At 40.5% G+C, this 17,654-nt stretch carries 21 protein-coding genes and 1 pseudogene; 7 read left to right on the forward strand and 15 right to left on the reverse strand.

Annotated features, from left to right (window positions below):
* Nucleotides 1-51 precede the first annotated feature (51 nt).
* The 6 genes from spoIIM to C6W18_RS02285 form a co-directional block, all read right to left on the reverse strand.
* Nucleotides 52-696, reverse strand: coding sequence for a stage II sporulation protein M (spoIIM, locus tag C6W18_RS02260; protein WP_105925701.1), 645 nt, complete (start codon nucleotides 694-696; stop codon nucleotides 52-54).
* Between the two features lie 117 nt (nucleotides 697-813).
* Nucleotides 814-1,944 (reverse strand): S8 family peptidase, encoded by a 1,131-nt coding sequence (locus C6W18_RS02265; protein ID WP_078061664.1) that lies wholly within the window; start codon nucleotides 1,942-1,944, stop codon nucleotides 814-816.
* A 111-nt stretch (nucleotides 1,945-2,055) separates the two neighbouring features.
* Nucleotides 2,056-2,277 carry a hypothetical protein gene (locus tag C6W18_RS02270; RefSeq protein ID WP_105925703.1) on the reverse strand — a complete coding sequence of 74 codons (222 nt, stop codon included), beginning with the start codon at nucleotides 2,275-2,277 and terminating at the stop codon, nucleotides 2,056-2,058.
* A 68-nt stretch (nucleotides 2,278-2,345) separates the two neighbouring features.
* The gene (locus C6W18_RS02275) at nucleotides 2,346-2,798 is read right to left on the reverse strand and encodes a GNAT family N-acetyltransferase (protein WP_105925705.1); all 453 of its coding nucleotides are present in this window, start codon (nucleotides 2,796-2,798) and stop codon (nucleotides 2,346-2,348) included.
* The gene (locus C6W18_RS02280; protein ID WP_105925707.1) at nucleotides 2,785-3,966 is read right to left on the reverse strand and encodes a TIGR00375 family protein; all 1,182 of its coding nucleotides are present in this window, start codon (nucleotides 3,964-3,966) and stop codon (nucleotides 2,785-2,787) included. The genes C6W18_RS02275 and C6W18_RS02280 overlap by 14 nt, the downstream gene beginning before the upstream one ends.
* A complete protein-coding gene (locus C6W18_RS02285) occupies nucleotides 3,963-4,520 on the reverse strand; it encodes an NUDIX hydrolase (RefSeq protein ID WP_105925709.1) in 558 nt (185 codons plus the stop codon). Before C6W18_RS02285 ends, C6W18_RS02280 begins: the two co-directional genes overlap by 4 nt.
* Nucleotides 4,521-4,687: 167 nt before the next feature.
* Between C6W18_RS02285 and C6W18_RS02290 the strand changes: the two genes are divergently transcribed.
* Nucleotides 4,688-5,617, forward strand: a complete 930-nt coding sequence (locus tag C6W18_RS02290; RefSeq protein WP_105925711.1) for an aldo/keto reductase — start codon at nucleotides 4,688-4,690, stop codon at nucleotides 5,615-5,617.
* Between the two features lie 73 nt (nucleotides 5,618-5,690).
* Here the strand turns inward: C6W18_RS02290 and C6W18_RS02295 are convergent.
* The 3 genes and pseudogenes from C6W18_RS02295 to C6W18_RS02305 form a co-directional block, all read right to left on the reverse strand.
* A pseudogene (locus C6W18_RS02295) lies at nucleotides 5,691-5,896 on the reverse strand (IS5/IS1182 family transposase); the annotation flags it as partial.
* A gap of 207 nt (nucleotides 5,897-6,103) precedes the next feature.
* Nucleotides 6,104-6,388, reverse strand: a complete 285-nt coding sequence (locus C6W18_RS02300; RefSeq protein WP_105925713.1) for an LCI fold-containing protein — start codon at nucleotides 6,386-6,388, stop codon at nucleotides 6,104-6,106.
* Between the two features lie 338 nt (nucleotides 6,389-6,726).
* Entirely contained in the window at nucleotides 6,727-6,951 is a 225-nt protein-coding gene (locus C6W18_RS02305; RefSeq protein WP_105925715.1) for a YqkE family protein, read from the reverse strand.
* A gap of 123 nt (nucleotides 6,952-7,074) precedes the next feature.
* Here C6W18_RS02305 and C6W18_RS02310 point away from each other — a divergent pair, with 123 nt between their 5' ends.
* Nucleotides 7,075-8,001, forward strand: coding sequence for an alpha/beta hydrolase (locus C6W18_RS02310; RefSeq protein WP_105925717.1), 927 nt, complete (start codon nucleotides 7,075-7,077; stop codon nucleotides 7,999-8,001).
* 26 nt (nucleotides 8,002-8,027) lie between these two features.
* On the opposite strand, the gene C6W18_RS02315 is transcribed toward C6W18_RS02310, so the two are convergent.
* The 3 genes from C6W18_RS02315 to C6W18_RS02325 all read right to left on the reverse strand — a co-directional run bounded on the left by C6W18_RS02315 (nucleotide 8,028) and on the right by C6W18_RS02325 (nucleotide 10,172).
* Nucleotides 8,028-9,290, reverse strand: a complete 1,263-nt coding sequence (locus C6W18_RS02315) for a response regulator aspartate phosphatase (protein ID WP_105925719.1) — start codon at nucleotides 9,288-9,290, stop codon at nucleotides 8,028-8,030.
* A gap of 303 nt (nucleotides 9,291-9,593) precedes the next feature.
* Nucleotides 9,594-9,833: a DUF2552 family protein gene (locus C6W18_RS02320; RefSeq protein WP_105925721.1), complete on the reverse strand. Its 240-nt coding sequence runs from the start codon at nucleotides 9,831-9,833 to the stop codon at nucleotides 9,594-9,596.
* A gap of 12 nt (nucleotides 9,834-9,845) precedes the next feature.
* The gene (locus C6W18_RS02325; RefSeq protein ID WP_034319861.1) at nucleotides 9,846-10,172 is read right to left on the reverse strand and encodes an iron-sulfur cluster biosynthesis family protein; all 327 of its coding nucleotides are present in this window, start codon (nucleotides 10,170-10,172) and stop codon (nucleotides 9,846-9,848) included.
* A gap of 212 nt (nucleotides 10,173-10,384) precedes the next feature.
* On the opposite strand from C6W18_RS02325, the gene C6W18_RS02330 reads away from it, so the two are divergent.
* Entirely contained in the window at nucleotides 10,385-11,092 is a 708-nt protein-coding gene (locus C6W18_RS02330; protein WP_034319859.1) for an expansin EXLX1 family cellulose-binding protein, read from the forward strand.
* A 17-nt stretch (nucleotides 11,093-11,109) separates the two neighbouring features.
* Here C6W18_RS02330 and C6W18_RS02335 read toward each other — a convergent pair whose 3' ends face one another.
* Together C6W18_RS02335 and C6W18_RS02340 are read right to left on the reverse strand one after the other, a co-directional pair.
* On the reverse strand, nucleotides 11,110-12,084 hold the full coding sequence (locus C6W18_RS02335; RefSeq protein ID WP_105925723.1) for a bifunctional GNAT family N-acetyltransferase/GrpB family protein: 975 nt from the start codon (nucleotides 12,082-12,084) through the stop codon (nucleotides 11,110-11,112).
* On the reverse strand, nucleotides 12,081-12,560 hold the full coding sequence (locus tag C6W18_RS02340) for a GNAT family N-acetyltransferase (protein WP_105926365.1): 480 nt from the start codon (nucleotides 12,558-12,560) through the stop codon (nucleotides 12,081-12,083). The genes C6W18_RS02335 and C6W18_RS02340 overlap by 4 nt, the downstream gene beginning before the upstream one ends.
* A gap of 282 nt (nucleotides 12,561-12,842) precedes the next feature.
* On the opposite strand from C6W18_RS02340, the gene C6W18_RS02345 reads away from it, so the two are divergent.
* The 4 genes from C6W18_RS02345 to C6W18_RS02360 all read left to right on the forward strand — a co-directional run bounded on the left by C6W18_RS02345 (nucleotide 12,843) and on the right by C6W18_RS02360 (nucleotide 16,507).
* Nucleotides 12,843-13,292, forward strand: a complete 450-nt coding sequence (locus tag C6W18_RS02345; RefSeq protein ID WP_105925725.1) for a YfmQ family protein — start codon at nucleotides 12,843-12,845, stop codon at nucleotides 13,290-13,292.
* 151 nt (nucleotides 13,293-13,443) lie between these two features.
* Nucleotides 13,444-14,676, forward strand: a complete 1,233-nt coding sequence (locus C6W18_RS02350) for a DNA polymerase IV (protein ID WP_034319848.1) — start codon at nucleotides 13,444-13,446, stop codon at nucleotides 14,674-14,676.
* Nucleotides 14,677-14,691: 15 nt separating this feature from the next.
* On the forward strand, nucleotides 14,692-15,036 hold the full coding sequence (locus C6W18_RS02355) for a YolD-like family protein (protein WP_034319846.1): 345 nt from the start codon (nucleotides 14,692-14,694) through the stop codon (nucleotides 15,034-15,036).
* Nucleotides 15,037-15,271: 235 nt separating this feature from the next.
* Nucleotides 15,272-16,507, forward strand: a complete 1,236-nt coding sequence (locus tag C6W18_RS02360) for an MDR family MFS transporter (protein WP_034319844.1) — start codon at nucleotides 15,272-15,274, stop codon at nucleotides 16,505-16,507.
* Nucleotides 16,508-16,539: 32 nt separating this feature from the next.
* Here C6W18_RS02360 and coaA read toward each other — a convergent pair whose 3' ends face one another.
* The gene (gene coaA / locus C6W18_RS02365; RefSeq protein ID WP_034319842.1) at nucleotides 16,540-17,499 is read right to left on the reverse strand and encodes a type I pantothenate kinase; all 960 of its coding nucleotides are present in this window, start codon (nucleotides 17,497-17,499) and stop codon (nucleotides 16,540-16,542) included.
* Nucleotides 17,500-17,654 lie beyond the last annotated feature (155 nt).

Raw genomic sequence — 17,654 nt, forward strand, 5'->3', positions numbered from 1 at the left:
TTTAAATTGATAAATAAATTGATTATTATTTAATAATGATTATAAGATTTTTCAAAAAAGGACACCCGCTAGCTTTTTCATCAGCATGAATGATAAGTACGATTCAAAAAAGGATGAGAGTGCAGCAAGCGCTAATATCATCAGCAGGACAGATGCATACCGTCCAAACCAATGGACTGGTGCTTGGCTGATCGTTTTTTTCATAAAAAGCTGTCCAATGAGGCGGATGGAAAAGGCAATCGCACATGTTCCGATGACTAAATATGCTGGAATGAGCAAAATATTTTGCGGAAGAACTGATACGAAAGAAAGAAAGAATCCACTGAGCCCCATTTGATTCACTAGAAAACCAACAGTAAAGCCAACGACAATCCCTTTTAAAAAGATCATGAGAAAGATGAGCGGCAGACCAATGATGGAAATTCCTAGTATCCACATAAGGCCTAAATATTTCATATGATGCAGGAAGCTTTGCAGAAACATTTCTTTTGATTCTGCTGCTTTCTCATTCGTCAACTGACCAAAAAATTGATTTAAATAATAGAATAAATCCTCTTTCTGACTGATTGTCATGCTGTTGACGATAATAGCCCCAAAGATGACCCCCATTAAAAAGAGTACCGAGACAAACAAATAAATCGATAGATGATCTTTTACGTGCTGAAGAAGATGTTCCTTCCATGACTTTTTCCGCATGCGTCTTCCTCCCAAATTGTAAAGGTTACTAGATTCTATGAGAGAGAATACGAAACATGACAGTTTTATCGAAAGAAAAAAGAGAAAGCAGTGTACAGGCTGCTTCCTCTTTTTCATTTATCGTGCCGCTTTTTGAACGTTCACAAGCCCGGCACCATAATAAAAAGGATCTCCAAGCTTTGTTGCTGTTTTTGAAAGTCTTTCGCGCACTTCTTCGTTTGTCAGATTCGGATGTTTTGATAGAATCACAGCCGCAGCACCCGCTACATGAGGTGATGCCATTGACGTCCCGCTTTTGTAGCCATATTCGTTATGAGGAATGGTGCTTAGTGTTGAAACGCCTGGTGCTGATACTTCTACCTCTTCGCCAACAGAGGAATCAAAGGCTCTTTGCTTTCTTTGGTCAACAGATGCGACAGCCATCACCGAGCTGTATTTGGCCGGGTAGTCAATCGTATTGAGTGAGCCATAACTCCCAGCATTCCCAGCAGAAGCCACAATGAGAATTCCTTTGTCATATGCTCGATCTACCGCTTCTTTCAGCGCCTCAGATTCACTTGCTCCTCCCATACTAATATTGATGACATCCATGTCATTCTCGATCGCCCATTCAATGCCTTTAATGATCCAGCTATAGTAGCCGTCACCATTTTGATCTGCCACCTTGACAGCGTAGATAGAAGCTTTTGGCGCGACACCAATGACGCCCACCTTATTATCTAATGCAGCGATCGTGCCTGCCACATGAGTTCCGTGTTCATGCGGGTCGACGAGCGGCTCGGACTCTGTTGGAACAAAGCTGACTCCGCCGGTTACGTGTAAATCTTCATGTTTGCCATCAATGCCGCTATCAAGAACAGCTACTTTGACATTCTGTCCGGCATATCCTCGTTTATGTACCTTTTGTGCTTTGATGCTTTTGATGCCATATGGGACGGTTTGACCACTTGTTTTTGCTTTTTGGTCCTCCTCAATAAAGGTGACTTCTTTTGCTTGATTCAGTTTCTCTTTCGATGCTTCATTCAACGAAACTTTCATCATATCTATTTGGTCTATGGATTCTTTCACATGTCCACCAGCTTCTTCTACAAGCTGTTTTTGTGTTTTGTCTTGAACGGAAGAAGAAAAGCCGATCATATACTCTTTTTTTGCTTGCTCCTTTGCAGATATATCTGACGCACCGAACGTGATCGATGCCAGCAGCATACTTGTCATACAAAGCCCTGCTCCAAATGACTTGACGTTCACGATACTCACTCTCCCTTTCATTGCTTTTTGTCATTTAACTACATTTTTAGACAAAAAGAAACGACCGTTTGTCCTATTTTTTAAAATTTTTCCATTTTTTTGATCTACTTGTCACAAAAAAGCAAAATAAAAATGCTTATGATCCACTTGATAGCGATCATAAGCATTCCTTCCTTTATGTTTCTTCATCATATGCTGCATGGCTTCTTGTTTTGTTTTTGTCTTTCTTTCATGTGTGCTAAAATGCGGCACGCATCCTCTTGACCGTTCTGGATTTCGGCTGTGTTGCCTTTGAATATGTTCTCGTCTTTTCTTTGCTTTGCTTTTTCCCATTTGGCAAAACCCCTTTCGTTGTCGCTATGATACACGATGTCACATGAAAAAGATAGACGTATACACGCCTATCTTTCTGTTTTCACCATATCAAGATGCGGGATCCCATCTTCATCATAACAATCTGAGACGGCTTTGAAACCAAACGAGTCGTAAAACGATTTCAGGTAGGCTTGCGCCTGAATTTTGACACTTGTTTCACCTAATTCACTAAGCTTTTCCAATGCCTTACTAAGCAGTATTTTCCCATAGCCTTTTTTCCGTCCTGCCTGCGTCACAAGGACACGGCCGATGGATGCCTCATGGTATATGATCCCGCTTTGGAAAATTCGGCAATAAGCTACAATGGTGCCATTCTCTTTTGCAATGATATGAAGAGCCTCTTGGTCTCGATGATCGATTTCAGGATAAGGGCATGTTTGTTCTACGACAAACACGTTGACTCTTTCCATTAAAATAAGGTAAAGGTCCTCTTTGGACAGTTGTTCAAATGTTTGACATGTCCATTTAAGTTGACTCATGATTGATATCCACCTTGCCATAGACTCCGCCTCCACCAGCGATCAGTCCGACTTCACCTTTTCTTGCTTTGATGATGTAATTGGCTGTTTTTTCTGGCAGGACTGCTTTTAGTTCTTGTTCTGTTGCCTGATGAAGTATATTCATTTCTGTATGAAAAACAGCTTTTAGCTTGTCTAACGTTTTGGCTCCAACTCCCGGAATAAATTGAAGAGGGAGCTGATGAACATAAGGAGGTCTCGTCCCTTTGTCACTTTCTTGGTCAGCAAGCTCCTTTAAACGCTCACTCACCCCTTTTGTCATCCGGTTATGTCCACATGCGTGGCATTTTGCTTGGTCTGGGTTATTAGGTCTTACCCCGCATTTCTCGCAGGTTGTGTGATAATACTTTCCAAGCCGCGGCGCGAGTCCATAATTTCCTGTGATGTTTCTACCATCTTTTCCTTGAAGGGCTAGTTTGAATTCGGCAAAAGAGGCATGATCCATTTCGATTTTTGTATATTCTCGCGCAATTTTCCCTAAAGAATGAGCATCTGAATTTGTTAAAAAAGGATACCGGTTCAGCTCACTTAGCTGGGAGGCCATTGACGTATCGCAGCTAAGGCCAAGCTCAACAGCATCAATGAGTTCTGGATCGAATACTTCTGTTAAAGAAGTGTTTACCCCTTTACCGTATAAACTTTTGTGCGGCGTGAAAATATGGGCAGGAATAAATAACCCTCCAAGTTCCTTAACCTTGTGCTGAAGTGTTTTCCCATCAACATATAGGCGCTGTGAACTCAAGTGCACATTTTTCATATGAAGTGAGAGCCATGCGGAGAACTCAGACATTTTGTGTAATGTGGGCATAAACGCAAGCACGTGAATTGGACCCTTTGAATGGTCGTCATTGATTTCTAATTCACTGCCTAAAAGTAAAACTGTCTGTCCAAATGATAGACCTCCATCATTCAGTTCAGTGTACTTTCCTTCCTCTACACCCTCTATTAACTCTTCTAGGACTTCTGGAGATTGTGCATCAATGACACCAATCATCCCCATCCCTTTACTTTTTGACGCTTCTATTAAAATTTGGTCAATTGTGAGCGACCTTGCACCTGTAATTTTGACAGCCCTACCTGTTCTCGTTCTGCCTATATGAATATGGATGTCGACAAAAAACTCCCTCATTTTGTAGACTCAAGTACCTCTTGCAGTTGTAAATACTGGATGGCATAGGCTGTTTTTGCATCATAAATATGCTGTTTTTCAATGAGGTGCAGTGCTTCTTCTAATGAAACTTCCATCACTTCTACAAATTCATCTTCATCCAGCTCTCTTTTTTCTTCAAGCGGAACCAACTGATCTGCAAGATAGATGTGGACAAGTTCATCTGCAAACCCAGGCGATGTATAAAAAGCAGTCAGCTTTTTAAGCTGCTGAGTTGTGTACCCTGTTTCTTCTTCTAATTCTCTCAGTGCTGTATGTGCCGGCTCTTCCCCTTGTTCTAATTTTCCAGCCGGAATTTCAACGATCGCCCTCTCTAGTGCTTTACGGTATTGTTTGACCAAAATGATTTTATTTTCGTCCGTACGCGCTATGACTGCTACTGCACCTGGGTGCTTGATGATTTCTCGTTTGCCCTGTTTTCCGTTTGGCAATTCTACATCTTCAAGAACCAAATCAATGATTTTTCCGTTGTATAATTCTTTAGATGATAATGTTTTTTCTTCAAAGTCCTTCAATTTTGTCAGCTCCTCGTTCTACTTTCACTTTTTACTTCATTCATTTTAACATAGATGATTTAGGAGAAGCGAAGAGCGAACGCTCGCTTCAATGCGCCATTTGCAATCACCTAGCTTGAATTCCAAATTTTTTTCACTTAATGTGAAAGGATAGGAGTGTGATGAAATTGAAAAAAAGACGAATTGGTACCTCTGATCTCTTGGTGAGCGAGGCTGCACTAGGATGTATGTCCCTTGGGACTGAAAAAGAAAAAGCGCTCTCTTTATTAGATGAAGCCATTGATCTTGGGATTAACTATTTGGATACAGCTGATTTATATGATTTTGGGACAAATGAGGAAATTGTCGGGGAAGCCATTAAGAACAGAAGGCAAGATTTGATTTTGGCCACAAAAGGCGGGAACCGCTTTGAAAAAGGCAAACCGGGCTGGGACTGGGACCCTTCAAAGTCGTACATAAAAGAGGCAGTAAAACAGAGCCTCAAGCGGCTTCAGACAGATTATATTGATTTATATCAATTGCATGGCGGCACGATCGATGACCCAATTGATGAGACCATTGAAGCTTTTGAAGAATTAGTGGAAGAAGGCGTCATTCGATATTACGGCATATCTTCTATTCGTCCTAATGTCATTAAAGAATATGCCAAAAAATCGAACATTGTCAGTGTGATGATGCAATATAGTTTACTCGACCGCCGTCCAGAAGAATGGTTTTCTCTTCTTGAGGAACAGGGCATTAGTGTCGTTGCAAGAGGGCCTTTAGCAAAAGGGCTTTTAACTGAAAAACCACTCTTTCAAGCAAGTGCAACCATTCAACATAACGGCTATCTTCAATACTCATTTGAGGAGCTTCAACAGGTCATTCCTTCTTTAAAGAAAGTCGCTTATGACCTATCGCTCACCGAGCTGTCCATTCAGTATTTGCTTAAGCATTCTGCTGTCAGCTCCGTTGTTTTTGGCGCAAGCTCGGTTGAACAGTTAAAAGAAAATATCGCAGCGGCAAATGCACGTTCTTTAAGTGATCAAGAAGTAAAAGCATTGACATATTTCACAAAACAGTCTGTGTATGAGACGCATCGTTTGAATAGAACGTAAAAAAGAGATCACGTCATGTGATCTCTCAGATTGTAGAGAAACTCATGTTTTTCTACAATTTTTTTATTTTAGCTTATGTATGATGATTGAACTTTTTCATGTTCTGACATGCAGCTGTGAGAAGAAGCTGCTCACTTATGTTTTTCCCTCAACCGGCGGCAGAGAAGCCCATGCTACAGAGTTTCGCTCTATTTTTTCTTTTTTATATAGCTGTTTTCCAGAGACAGATAGACGATTTTGTCTGATCTTTTCTTTATGATGTTCTTCCCAGACATGTCTTGCTTTTTAATGTTTTTTCGATCAATTGATCTAGTAATACAAATTTGGCTTCGTGTTGAGAAGACTTTCTAGTGTGGAACATGAGGAAAACACCTTCCTTTAATAGGATTTTCTCTATGATAAAATGAGGAGATGTAAATTTTAAGGAAAAAAATAAAGCTGTCGAGATTTTCTCGACAGCCTGAGGGGCTAAAAGACCCCGTTTTCTTATCTACTTGCACTTTCATAATATGCATAATTTCCAGCTTTGCCTTTGAGGTGAAATGTAGTACCAAAACGGTCGAAACTATTTGCAAAAACGCCATTATCTGAATGCATACATAATCGATTACTTGCGCCTTTAAAAGGAGTTATAGAACAATCTACAATTGTAGTAACCTTCGTACGCAAATCCGCATCCGTTGAATCATTAGTAGCAAGAGCTTGTCCAGAAACAGGTAAAAGCAATCCTAAAGATAAAGCAACTCCAGTAATTGTTCTTCTCAATTTCATGTGAATCATCTCCATTACCAAATTTTGTAATACAACTTAATTATAAGAGGAATGACTCTCTATTAAAAGGGTCTTTAATCCTATATTTGTAATAAAAAGGAATTTAAATAAATCAATACTCCCCGTTTAACTTACTCATTCCATCATTTATAAAATAGGTTATGGGATTAGTTTAATTTGAACGTAAAATCATATTTTCACGAATCTGAAATGAAGTGATATACGAAGGCATCAGAAGTGTTTTCTCTCAAAGCACATATGTTTCTAACAAGCTAACTTGGTGTTGATCAACCTCCATTATGATGACATGAAAAAAAGGAGCATCATAGCTCCCTTTTTTAGCTTTTATACTTTCTCCAATCTAAATGACTTTCATCTAGCAGCTCTGAGAAGCTTTTGTTTTTTTCTTTTTCTTTCTGCTGCCGAAGGAGGTCCTGTCGTTTTTGTTCTTCTCTTTTTTCTGTCTCGACGGCAAGGTTCTTCTTCATTTGAAGGAGCTGCTGTTTCATATCATCATTTATGCCGTCCTTTAGCTTGGCTTGATCTTGATTGGTCTTTTCCACTTTGCCTCTCTCCTTTTGCCTTAGTGTATCATCCGTTTTATTTGCGGAGCAAGAGTCACGCCAATCTCCCAACATGTGGTATGATCATCGTAGGAAAAACTTCGGAAAGGAAGAATCGGATTAATGAAGAAATGGATCGCTATACTTGCCTTTATATTATTCCCACTCGTTGCAGTCGGCATTTTTTTCACCAATAAAATGATGTATATTCGTAAATTAACGGATGAAGAGCTAATCAAACGAGAATCAGATGAAGGTCATTATCATCACGAGGAATTTAAACAGCTCAAAAAAGAGAAAGTTTGTATTCCCTCATCCTTTGGTTATGATCTTCATGGCTATTTTGTACCGTTTCCACATACAACTCGCACCATCGTGCTTTGCCACGGCGTCACAGTCAGTCTGATTAATTCAGTTAAGTATATGAAATTATTCCAAAAGCTCGGGTGGAATGTGATGCTTTATGATCATAGAAGACACGGAATGAGTGGCGGGAAAACCACTAGTTATGGATACTATGAAAAAGAAGATTTAGCGCAGGTGGTGAAGTGGCTTAGAAAAAGGTTCGGAGAAAGTGCCATCATTGGTGTGCACGGAGAGTCGATGGGTGCAGTCACTACCTTGTTATATGCTGCAAAACCTGAAGCAACCGCCAATTTTTACATTGCCGATTGTCCCTTTGCTTCTTTTGAGGATCAGCTGGTGTATCGGTTAAAAACGGATTTTCGCCTTTCAGGTCATTGGATTCTTCCACTGAGTGATCGAGTGTTAAAATGGCGGGACGGATATCGCATCCGGCAAGTTTCCCCGCTTGATGTGATCGATCAGGTGAAAGAGCCTGTTCTCTTTATCCATAGCCTTCATGACGACTATATCCCTTGTGAGCAAAGTCAGCAGTTATATGCACGAAAAAAAAGTGATAAACAGTTATTTATAGCGCCACATGGGACGCATGCGATGTCTTTTAGCGAGAATAAGGAAGCATATGAACAAGAGGTCCAAGCATTTCTTCAAAGATTTGAACTCAATCAAGATGAAAGAGGAGAATGAACAGCAGTTCGTCTCCTCTTTTTTAGCTAACTTATACGATAGTCACCACTGTTGTATGGTGTCTGCCCGCCAGCTCCATATGGCTCTCTTCCGATTGCTGCTGACTCATGACCGATAATCCTGCAGTTGCTGCCAATAAAAGAACTATCAAACTCATTTTCATATAAATGACCCCCATTTTGAATTTTTGATATAGCTTGAATTTTCCTTTCGTAAAACCGGGTAGATACTTCAAATAGTCCGAGCTCATTATAATAATGAGCCGCATCAAGTGCCAATTCCTCAATATCTGGGTATAAGCGCTTGTCCTCGAGCAGGTCTAATGTATCGTCTATGATCTTTATTTCTGCATCAACGTATAGTGCTTTTAGAAACTGAAATTTGCAGATGTAAATTTCATCTTCTAATTCACAGGCTTTCATAATACCTTTTTGATAGAGGGATAACGACTCTTCTATCTTTTTTTGTTTAAACAGGATTTGTGTCAGCATAAATAGTGGGTCTAGAGAGCGATTTAGATGGGTTAAATTCTCCTTTTCAAACACTTCAAGAGAGTCTTTCAGATAACGACTTGCTGCCGGAAGGTCGTTCATTTGGTAATAACAATTACCTAAGTTGAAAAGGGCCGAACCTATGACTCGAGGGTTTCCAATTGAGCGTGCTCGCTTTAGAGCATTTTTAAAGTAGGGTAATGCATGTTCATAGCTTTTCAAATCATCATAGTTTGCACCGATGACAAATTCACAGTGGATGATTCTCAGCGTGTACGTTCTGTAGGCAGAATACGTATCTAACGCTTGCAAGGCATAGTGCATCGAAAAGTGGGTTTGTTTCATGTGGTAGTATATTTCTGCTAATTTAAAGTAAAATTCTGCTCTTTCTATATCATCTGATATGAGATTGAGCTTTTTTTCTGCTGAACGGTAATAAGCAATGGCGCTCAAATGGTTTCTCTGCTCAAATTCAAACATTCCTGTGAAAAAATGAACATAGTATTCAAGCATATCCGTTAATTTCGTTTGCGAATGTTCAATCGTTTCTAGAAGATTCTTAATTTCTTCATCATTCGAAGCTTTCTTTGCCGGTTCAAAATATTCAAGCATCACCTTATGGCGAAAATCCATCAGCTGGTAAAACAATAACAAGTTTTGATCCTGCTCCATCTCAAGGATTTCCTGCTCGATCTCGGCCTTCAGCTTCTCTGCTTTCATGACATGAAATCCGCAAATCTGCCTATACCATTCGTTTATTTTGATTCCAACCTGAGGCGATGACAACTTGAGCTTCAATTCACTTTAGCACCTCCCTCCTCATATACGATACATGTTGTATTCTATCACATTTCCTCGAATGGAAGAAATATGAAATGTCATTTTTCGCAAAGTTTTCGGTATCCCGCAATAAACGCTTCCTTTGCCTATTTTTCGGCATTTACAGCCACCATTTTTTCATTTCCGTTTTTCTCATTTTGTCGATTCTTTTGTTAAAAACTGCTTTTTGCCGTTTAAAAAGAGCTTTATTTAGATTAGACAGCCCTGTTGTTTGATGAGATGATGATGGCAGAAAAAAAAGCCCCTTCAGCAAAGGGCTTTTTATAAGACATCTGTTACTTGTTCCATATTCTCTTTGATCCAATTGACAGCTAATTCGAGCGTTGGAAATTCTTCCGTTTCAAATGTGACTTCGTCTTGAAGAAGCCAGACGTCCTTTTTCACTGAATCCATTCCACCTATTGACCAGTGCAAAAGGCTATAGGGATGATTGTTATTTAAAAACGACACCCATGTTTTATTTTGTGCCGTGTTTTGTATCACGCTAAGCTTCTGATCCACTACGTTTCCACCTTACTTTACAAGTATGCCCATTCTTGGACTGAGTATTTGCTGAGGACTTTTCAGCATCAATGTATTGGCTTTTTCATTAAAATCGATGGTCATTTCCTCATCAAAGAATACCTTCTGTGCAATGTGTATATATAGTTTTAAATGTTGGCTATTATTCAGTTGTTCCCATTCACCTGTTCTTTCACTTGTTAACCAAAGCATTGGTACGCCACTCACTGCACAGCCACAACCTTCTGAATCGTAGCGAAGCAGTAATTCCTTAGTTTCGTTTCCTGTTTGCTGTTTTTCTATATATGTTTTAGCCAGTTCTGTGATGTGAATATACATGGCGAACATCCTTTTTAAATTGATGCTTATATTGTAACACATAAAACACCATAAAACATGACACACGACTAAATCCGAAAGTCATATTCTTTGAAATACACGCTCTTCTCACTAGGATTATATCTATCCATTGGCTCTTTTTGCTTCTTGTTTTTTAGAATTATACTTATGACGCTACCAATTTTAAAGGAATAAACAGGAGGTTTTAGATCGTGAAAAAAAGATTATCTCTCTGCTTCATCGGGGCACTGATATTGATGTTGAGTTTCGCTGTGCCAAACATGAAAGCGGCATCTGTCCTTGATGAAGTACGAGAAAGCTATGCGACTTATACGGGATCTGGTTACTCAGGGGGCGCCGCATTATTAGATCCTATTCCATCTGACATGAAAATTACGGCTTTAAATCCCCATGACTATAACTATAAAGGGATAAATGCGGCACTTGCAGGGGCTTACCTTGAGGTAAAGGGTCCAAAAGGAAAAACCGTTGTGTATGTAACCGATAAATATCCAGAAGGAGCAAAAGGAGCTCTTGATCTTTCGCATAATGCCTTTGCCAAAATCGGTCATATGGCAGACGGAAAAATCCCAATTAGTTGGAAAATTGTAAAAGCACCGATTAGCGGAAATGTAGCTTACAGAATAAAAGAAGGTAGCAGTGAGTGGTGGGCTGCGATTCAAGTGCGCAATCATAAATATCCGATTATGAAAATGGAATATTACAAAGATGGACAATGGGTGAACATGGAAAAGACAGACTACAACCATTTCCTTGGATTTAATATGGGATCTAAATCTCTTCCTGTTCGAATCACAGATATCCGCGGGGTCATAGTAAAGGATAAATTACCCGCTCTTCCATCTACTGCTGCTTCACAGGCCTATATTGTAAAAGGCAATGTTCAGCTTCCTAATTAACGAGGAAAAGAGGTAGCTTATTTAAGAGCTTCCTCTCTTCCTTCTCTATCCCAGCGATATGCCTCGTTTTCTATTTCTTTTATGATTTCATTCTTTCCTGCCATATAGCTTTGTATATCTTCCGGATACTGATTTGCTAATTGTTCCTTGACAGACGCATACGCTACAACTCGTTCTGGATGGGCCCTTAAGTAATCTCGAAACAATAAATGTCTTTTCACATCAGGATGATTTCTCTCATAAACATGGACATGATGGGTACGATTCAAGCCACCCTTTTGAAAAAAACGTCTCCCTTTTATGCCATTTTCACCTAGCGCTTGATATCCGAGATGTTCAAAGCTCTCTCTTTTTCTATCGATCTCTTTTATATGACTTACTTCTATTAAGATATCAATAATTGGTTTGGCAACAAGTCCTTCAACTGACGTACTACCAATATGATGTCCTTCTATCCAGCTATTTTGAATAATTTGCTTGAGTCGCTGCTTTTCTTGATGGAATTCTTCATGCCACTCTTTTTTGAATTCGACAACCTCAACCTTTCGCCTCGGTGTCCATTTCATTTTTGATAAGGTGAGCTCTTTTGCAACATGAATCACATTTGTTTCAAAAAATCCTAGCTTTTCGTATAGCTTTTTTGCAGGGGTGTTTTTTTGCCCTGTGGTCAGTTCTATAGGGACATTTTTCTCCATAATTGTAGACATAAGTCTTGTTCCAATACCCTGCTTTAGCGCTTTTGGATGCACAGCCAATCGACTAATGATCAAATAATCTTTCTGCTCTTCATAAGAGGCAACACCTAGTAAGATTCCCTTTTGCTCAAAACCAATAAATTGCTCTTTTGCTTTCATTACATCTTGAATGGTCTCTTTTAATGGCGGAAGATCGGCATAGCCAATTTGTTCAGCTTCTTGCTGGTATGCAGCTAGTTGAATATGTAAGATCTGCTTTGCTACCTCTCCTATTGTTTGATCTAAATTGACAATCATTGCATTGCCTCTAACTTTTTCACAAATAAAACACGATCTTCATTTATTCCATCATAGTCTGAAAACACAGAGATTCCTTCTACAGTTTTATCCCCTTTTTCAATTTGAAAGCCCAATTTTGCATGATAGGCAATCGATACTTTATTTACAGGTGCTGTTACCGCTTTAACGGTTGTTCTTCCTTCCTGTTTTACCACATCATAAAAGGCTTGATACCGGATTTTTCCTATCTTTAATTTCCGATGATCTGGATATACACCTACAAAATGAATGTAGGCTTCATCTGAATGAGATTGTGATAGAAAACCGACTAAAAAGCCGATCAGTTCTCCTTTTTCAACGACGACAAAACTTGTTTGCTGAAAATGTTCAAAAAATAGCTTTGGCAATTTTGCACACAAATCTCTGCCTCCCCACCAGCTTTGAATGACGGATGTGACGGCGTAAAAATCTGATGGCTTCACTTGACGTATCATTACAGCCTCGCCCCTTTTCAATTTCGGCTTTAATCGGTCTCTTTTTTCACAAAAAAGCTGTTGTTTCAATAGTCTACCTGTCCGATTAACTGTTTGTAAAGATCATATGTCAGCCTTTTTTCATTTGAACTTTGTTGGTTCTTCGTGCTTCATCCGCCATCTTCTTTTAAATCTTCACACTTATTTCATAAAGTTCACTTTTTGTGCGAAAGTTTTATTCTTTTGTTATGTTAAGATGGTTCATATAGGAAATGTAACAAATGTTTATTGGAGATGATGATATTGGTTTGGATTGTTACTTCGCTTGTTGTGTTTAGTCTGTTAAAGTTGCTTGTCACTTCGCTTCCTTCAGGTGTTGTTGAACGTCTTTTTAGTCGTTATGCGGTGCATGCAAAAGTAACAAGTGATCAAACAAATTTGACTTTTCAAGGTCGTCCGCTCGATGATCAGCAAAAATCGAAAATCATTCAACATTTTAATGATGCGATCTTTATTGAACGCTATTATATTTATCCTGGTGATGAAGAGCGTTTTCTTCATCCGAAGGAAGGGCCAGCTCCGCTTACAATGCAAACAAAGCTTGGCAAGCAGGATGTTACCCTTTATCTGTTTCATTACGATGACCACGTGGATGTGGTGCGGCAGTTTACACATAAGCCAAAGAAAAAGCTGACGGCTTATCGTTTGCGTTCTGAACCGCTCCAAACATCCCACAACATGGCACACGCTTAAAAATACGCTCATTTTTCATTAGATTAGACGAAGTGGAAGACACTTCGTCTTTTTTGTATGGATCTACACTCTTTTCTTTGAATGATTTACCAGTATCAATTTCGCCTTCTGACGGTTACAATAGGAACATATGTTCTAAGAGGTGAAAGCAATGAATGAACGAGCGATTCTGCTTGTGGATATGCAGTCATTTTATGCATCAGTAGAAAAAGTGGAGGCTCCTCATTTGGAGGATGTGCCGCTCATTGTCTCAGGAGATCCAGAGCGGCGAAGCGGGGTCGTCCTTGCAGCCTGCCCTCTCGCTAAAAAACGAGGCGTGCAAAATGCATCAAGATTATGGGAGGCACAGGAAAAATGTCCCGAAGCAGTGGTCGTACGTCCACGTATGCAACGCTATCTTGATATCTCTGTCATGATTACAGAACTGCTTGAACAATACACAGACCTTGTCGAACCTTATTCAATTGATGAGCAGTTTCTTGATATTACAGGCAGTCTGACACTACTCGGCTCTCCGCGGGAGATCGCTCAAAATATACAAACAACGATTATGAACCAGACTGGCATTTACGCCCGTGTTGGCATCGGTCCTAATAAAGTACTCGCTAAAATGGCCTGTGACCATTTCGCTAAAAAAAACACATCTGGCATCTATGAACTTAGTGCAGACCGGGCTGCTGCTGATTTATGGCCGCTTCCGATCGGGAAATTATTTGGCGTCGGCAAACGAATGGAGCATCATTTAAAACGAATGGGCATCAGTACCATTGGGACGCTTGCTACTTATCCATTAGATCGGCTACAAAAACGCTGGGGAATCAATGGGGAGCTTTTGCAGCGAACAGCTTTAGGGCTCGATCCCTCACCGGTCACCGTTCACACACATGATCAGCAAAAAGCCGTTGGGCATCATATGACCCTTCCCCATGATTATGCATCTTTTGAGGACATCAAAGTTGCCCTTCTTGAATTGAGTGAAGAAGTGGCAAGGCGTGCACGTTTTAAGCATTATCTTGGGCAAACGGTGTCTGTCGGCGTGAGAGGCGCTGACTTTTCACATCCGACAGGATTTCATAGACAAATCAAGCTTCATTCACCCACACAGTACGGCACGGATATTGCAAAGGCAGCCATTCAGCTATGCCAGAAGCACTGGGATGGTCAGCCCATTCGCAGTGTGGGCATTACTCTCTCACAGCTGCAGTCTGACAGCCAATATCAGCTGACTTTATTTGATCACCATGTTAAGAAAGACAAACTCAGCAAAGTATTCGATGCGATTCATATGAAGTATGGTCCTGCCGCATTACTGCACGCTTCGTCACTCACAAGCGCAGGGCAGGCATATCACCGCGCCGAAAAAATTGGCGGACATTACAAATAACGGAGGCAAATAACCATGAATCCCAATAAATTAACACCTGGATACAACATCATGTGGGAATCAAGCCGAATGATGCTGCCAGAGCACCGGGAGCAGCTTCTTGCTCAAAAACGGAAGAAAAAAGAATATACACCTCCCCCGCTGAGCACCGATCAGCTAGAGGAAATGAATTTTTTGATCACACAGTCGATTACCGAGGATCGCGCCATTTGCATGACGTATGTCTCTTCAGGTGTGAAAGAGCAGTTTTGGGGCTGGGTCAAAGCCATTCATTATGAAACGCAGCGCATGAAAATCGTCAATGATGAAGATGTTTTAAACCTGTCCTTGCAGCAAATTGTCGCCATTGATCTCGATTGATTGTCGTCAAATGACAGTGTGAATCAGCGGAAAGCCATCCGCTTCCTTTTGTTGAAAAATCAATACCCATCAAGGCCTCAAATACATCGTCAACAAAAAACATGCTCTCCGAATTCGCGACCGGTTCAAACTTCTCTGCCATATGGCGGATCTCTCCTCCATCAAATTGTGTATTTAATTTGCACAATTTTTCATGTATGATTGGAACATCTTACAAACTCAGGGGAGAAACAGCATGAAAAATAACTTACGTACTTTACATCCACTTAGTTGGACGATCATCATCGGTACGATATTTGGCCGAATGGCGACGTCCATGAGCATTCCCTTTTTAGCTGTTTATTTGACACAAGTCAAAGGCGCCTCAGCCTCTTCAGCTGGATTAATCATTGCCGTTAGCTCTCTTATTGGGATCGTTGCGAGTTTTTACGGTGGTTATGTTTCTGACCGAATCGGCAGAAAAAAGGTGATGCTTCTATCCATCTTCGGTTGGACACTTGTCTTTGTTGGCTTTGCGTTTGCAGATGCCATTTGGGTCTTCTTTATGATGAATGCTTTAAACGGGCTGTGCCGGGCACTGTTTGAACCAACATCTAAGGCGCTCTTATCAGATGTTACCCCGTCAAGCATTCGGTTGTTTGTTTTTAATTTACGGTATACGGCCATTAACATTGGTGTGATCTTCGGACCGCTGCTTGGCTTATATCTCGGGTCATCGAAAACAACCTTTCCATTTCTCGTCGCTGCCTTGATTTATTTTTTATACGGATTAACACTGGCATGGCAATTTCAGAAACATCCAGTTGCTGCACCAGAAAACACCAAACAAATCAGCGTCAAAAAAGCCCTTTCCATTATCCAAAAAGATACGGTCTTTAGCATTATCCTTATTGGCGTTACGTTATGTTCGTTCGGCTATTCACATCTTAGCTCTACGCTGCCTCAATATTTATCGGCATCCCCTATGATTGAGGATGGACCCAAACTGTTTGGGTATCTTTTATCTTTAAACGCAGTGGTGGTCATTGTCGTGCAATACCCGCTGATTATGATCGCTAAGCGATACTCGACCATTTTGTCGTTAACTACTGGGAATGTTCTTCTTGCAGGCAGTTTGTTTGCCATTGCTTTTTCACAAAGTCTTGGCATGCTGGCTTTCATCATTGTCGTGTTTACGATTGGTGAAGTGCTGCTGTTTGCGATGATGGATCTTTTTGTAGACAATATTGCAAAGCCTGAAGTGAAGGGATCATACTTTGGCGCGATGGGATTTTCTCAGCTCGGCAGTGTCGTCGGACCCTTTGTCGGTGGCGTGTGTATTGACTATTTTGGCGCAGCCCATCCCCTTTCTATTTTTTCAGTGCTGTCTATCGTCACGATTGCAGGTGTACCGTTCTTACTCATTGGATACTACCGCCTGAAAAAACGATCGGCGGCAGCCGTGGCTGTTAAAGTAAGTGGAGGTCATTAAAAAAAACCGCTCTTGATTTGAGCGGTTTTTCTTTATACCCGGCGGATGGCGATCTCTTCCACCTTATGCTGATCGCCTTTTTTCAAAATGAGATCAGCTCGATATTTTGTCGGTAAAATATTTTGATATAAATTAGGGCGATTCACTGTATTCCAAATCGTGCTTGCCATCTGATCCGCCTCTTCATCCGTCAAATCTTTGTATTGATGAAAGAAGGATTCAGGGTCTTGGAAGGCTGTTTCTCGAAGCAAACGGAACCGTTCTTTATACCATGATTGAATTTGCGTTTCAGCGGCGTCTACATAAATCGAAAAATCAAAGAAATCTGATACAAACACACGCGGTTCATCCTTCAGATCATCCAGCGCTGGTGATTGCAGCACATTGATCCCTTCGATGATAACAATATCTGCATCCTCCACTGTTTCATACACCCCATCAAGCCGGTCATAGGTAAGATGCGAATACACCGGGGCATGCACAGTTTGTTTACCTGATTTCAATTCATTTAAAAAAGAAAGAAGGGCTTTGACATCATAGCTTTCCGGGAAGCCTTTCTTTTCCATCAGCCCTCGATCTTTTAACTCTTTTTGAGGATACAAAAAGCCATCCGTTGTCACAAGACTTACCTTCAGCCCATCTCCAAGCCTTGATAAAAGAGTTTCAATAATACGCGCAGTCGTGCTTTTCCCAACAGCCACACTTCCTGCGATCCCAATTAAAAAGGGGATTTTGGCATGATGCGGGTAGTTTAAAAAAGCATTTACATGCTGATTTTTTTGCTTTTCAGCAAAGACATGTAATGTCAGAAAACGAATGAGTGGTATGTAAATATCTCGAACTTCTTCAAGCGACAAATAGTCGTTTAACCCTTGAAGCGCTCTTGCTTCCTCTTCTGAAACAGATACCGGCATATATTCCCCAAGAGCTGCCCAGGCCTCTCTCGTATGGCGTGTATATAGTGTATTAAAATCTAGTCGTTCGTCGCTCAAAGTCTTTCCCACCAATCTTCACTAAACTCGTAACCAAAAAGACGATAATCCGATTGTAGCCTAAAATGAAGGCGCTGTCTTTATTTTTCAACTAAAGTTTGCTTCTTTTGCGAAAAAAAAGCATTAAAAAAAGGAAAATGAGGGTAAATAAAAGT

The sequence above is a fragment of the Bacillus sp. LLTC93 genome (assembly GCF_002993125.1).
Classification (GTDB): domain Bacteria; phylum Bacillota; class Bacilli; order Bacillales; family Bacillaceae; genus Bacillus; species Bacillus zhangzhouensis.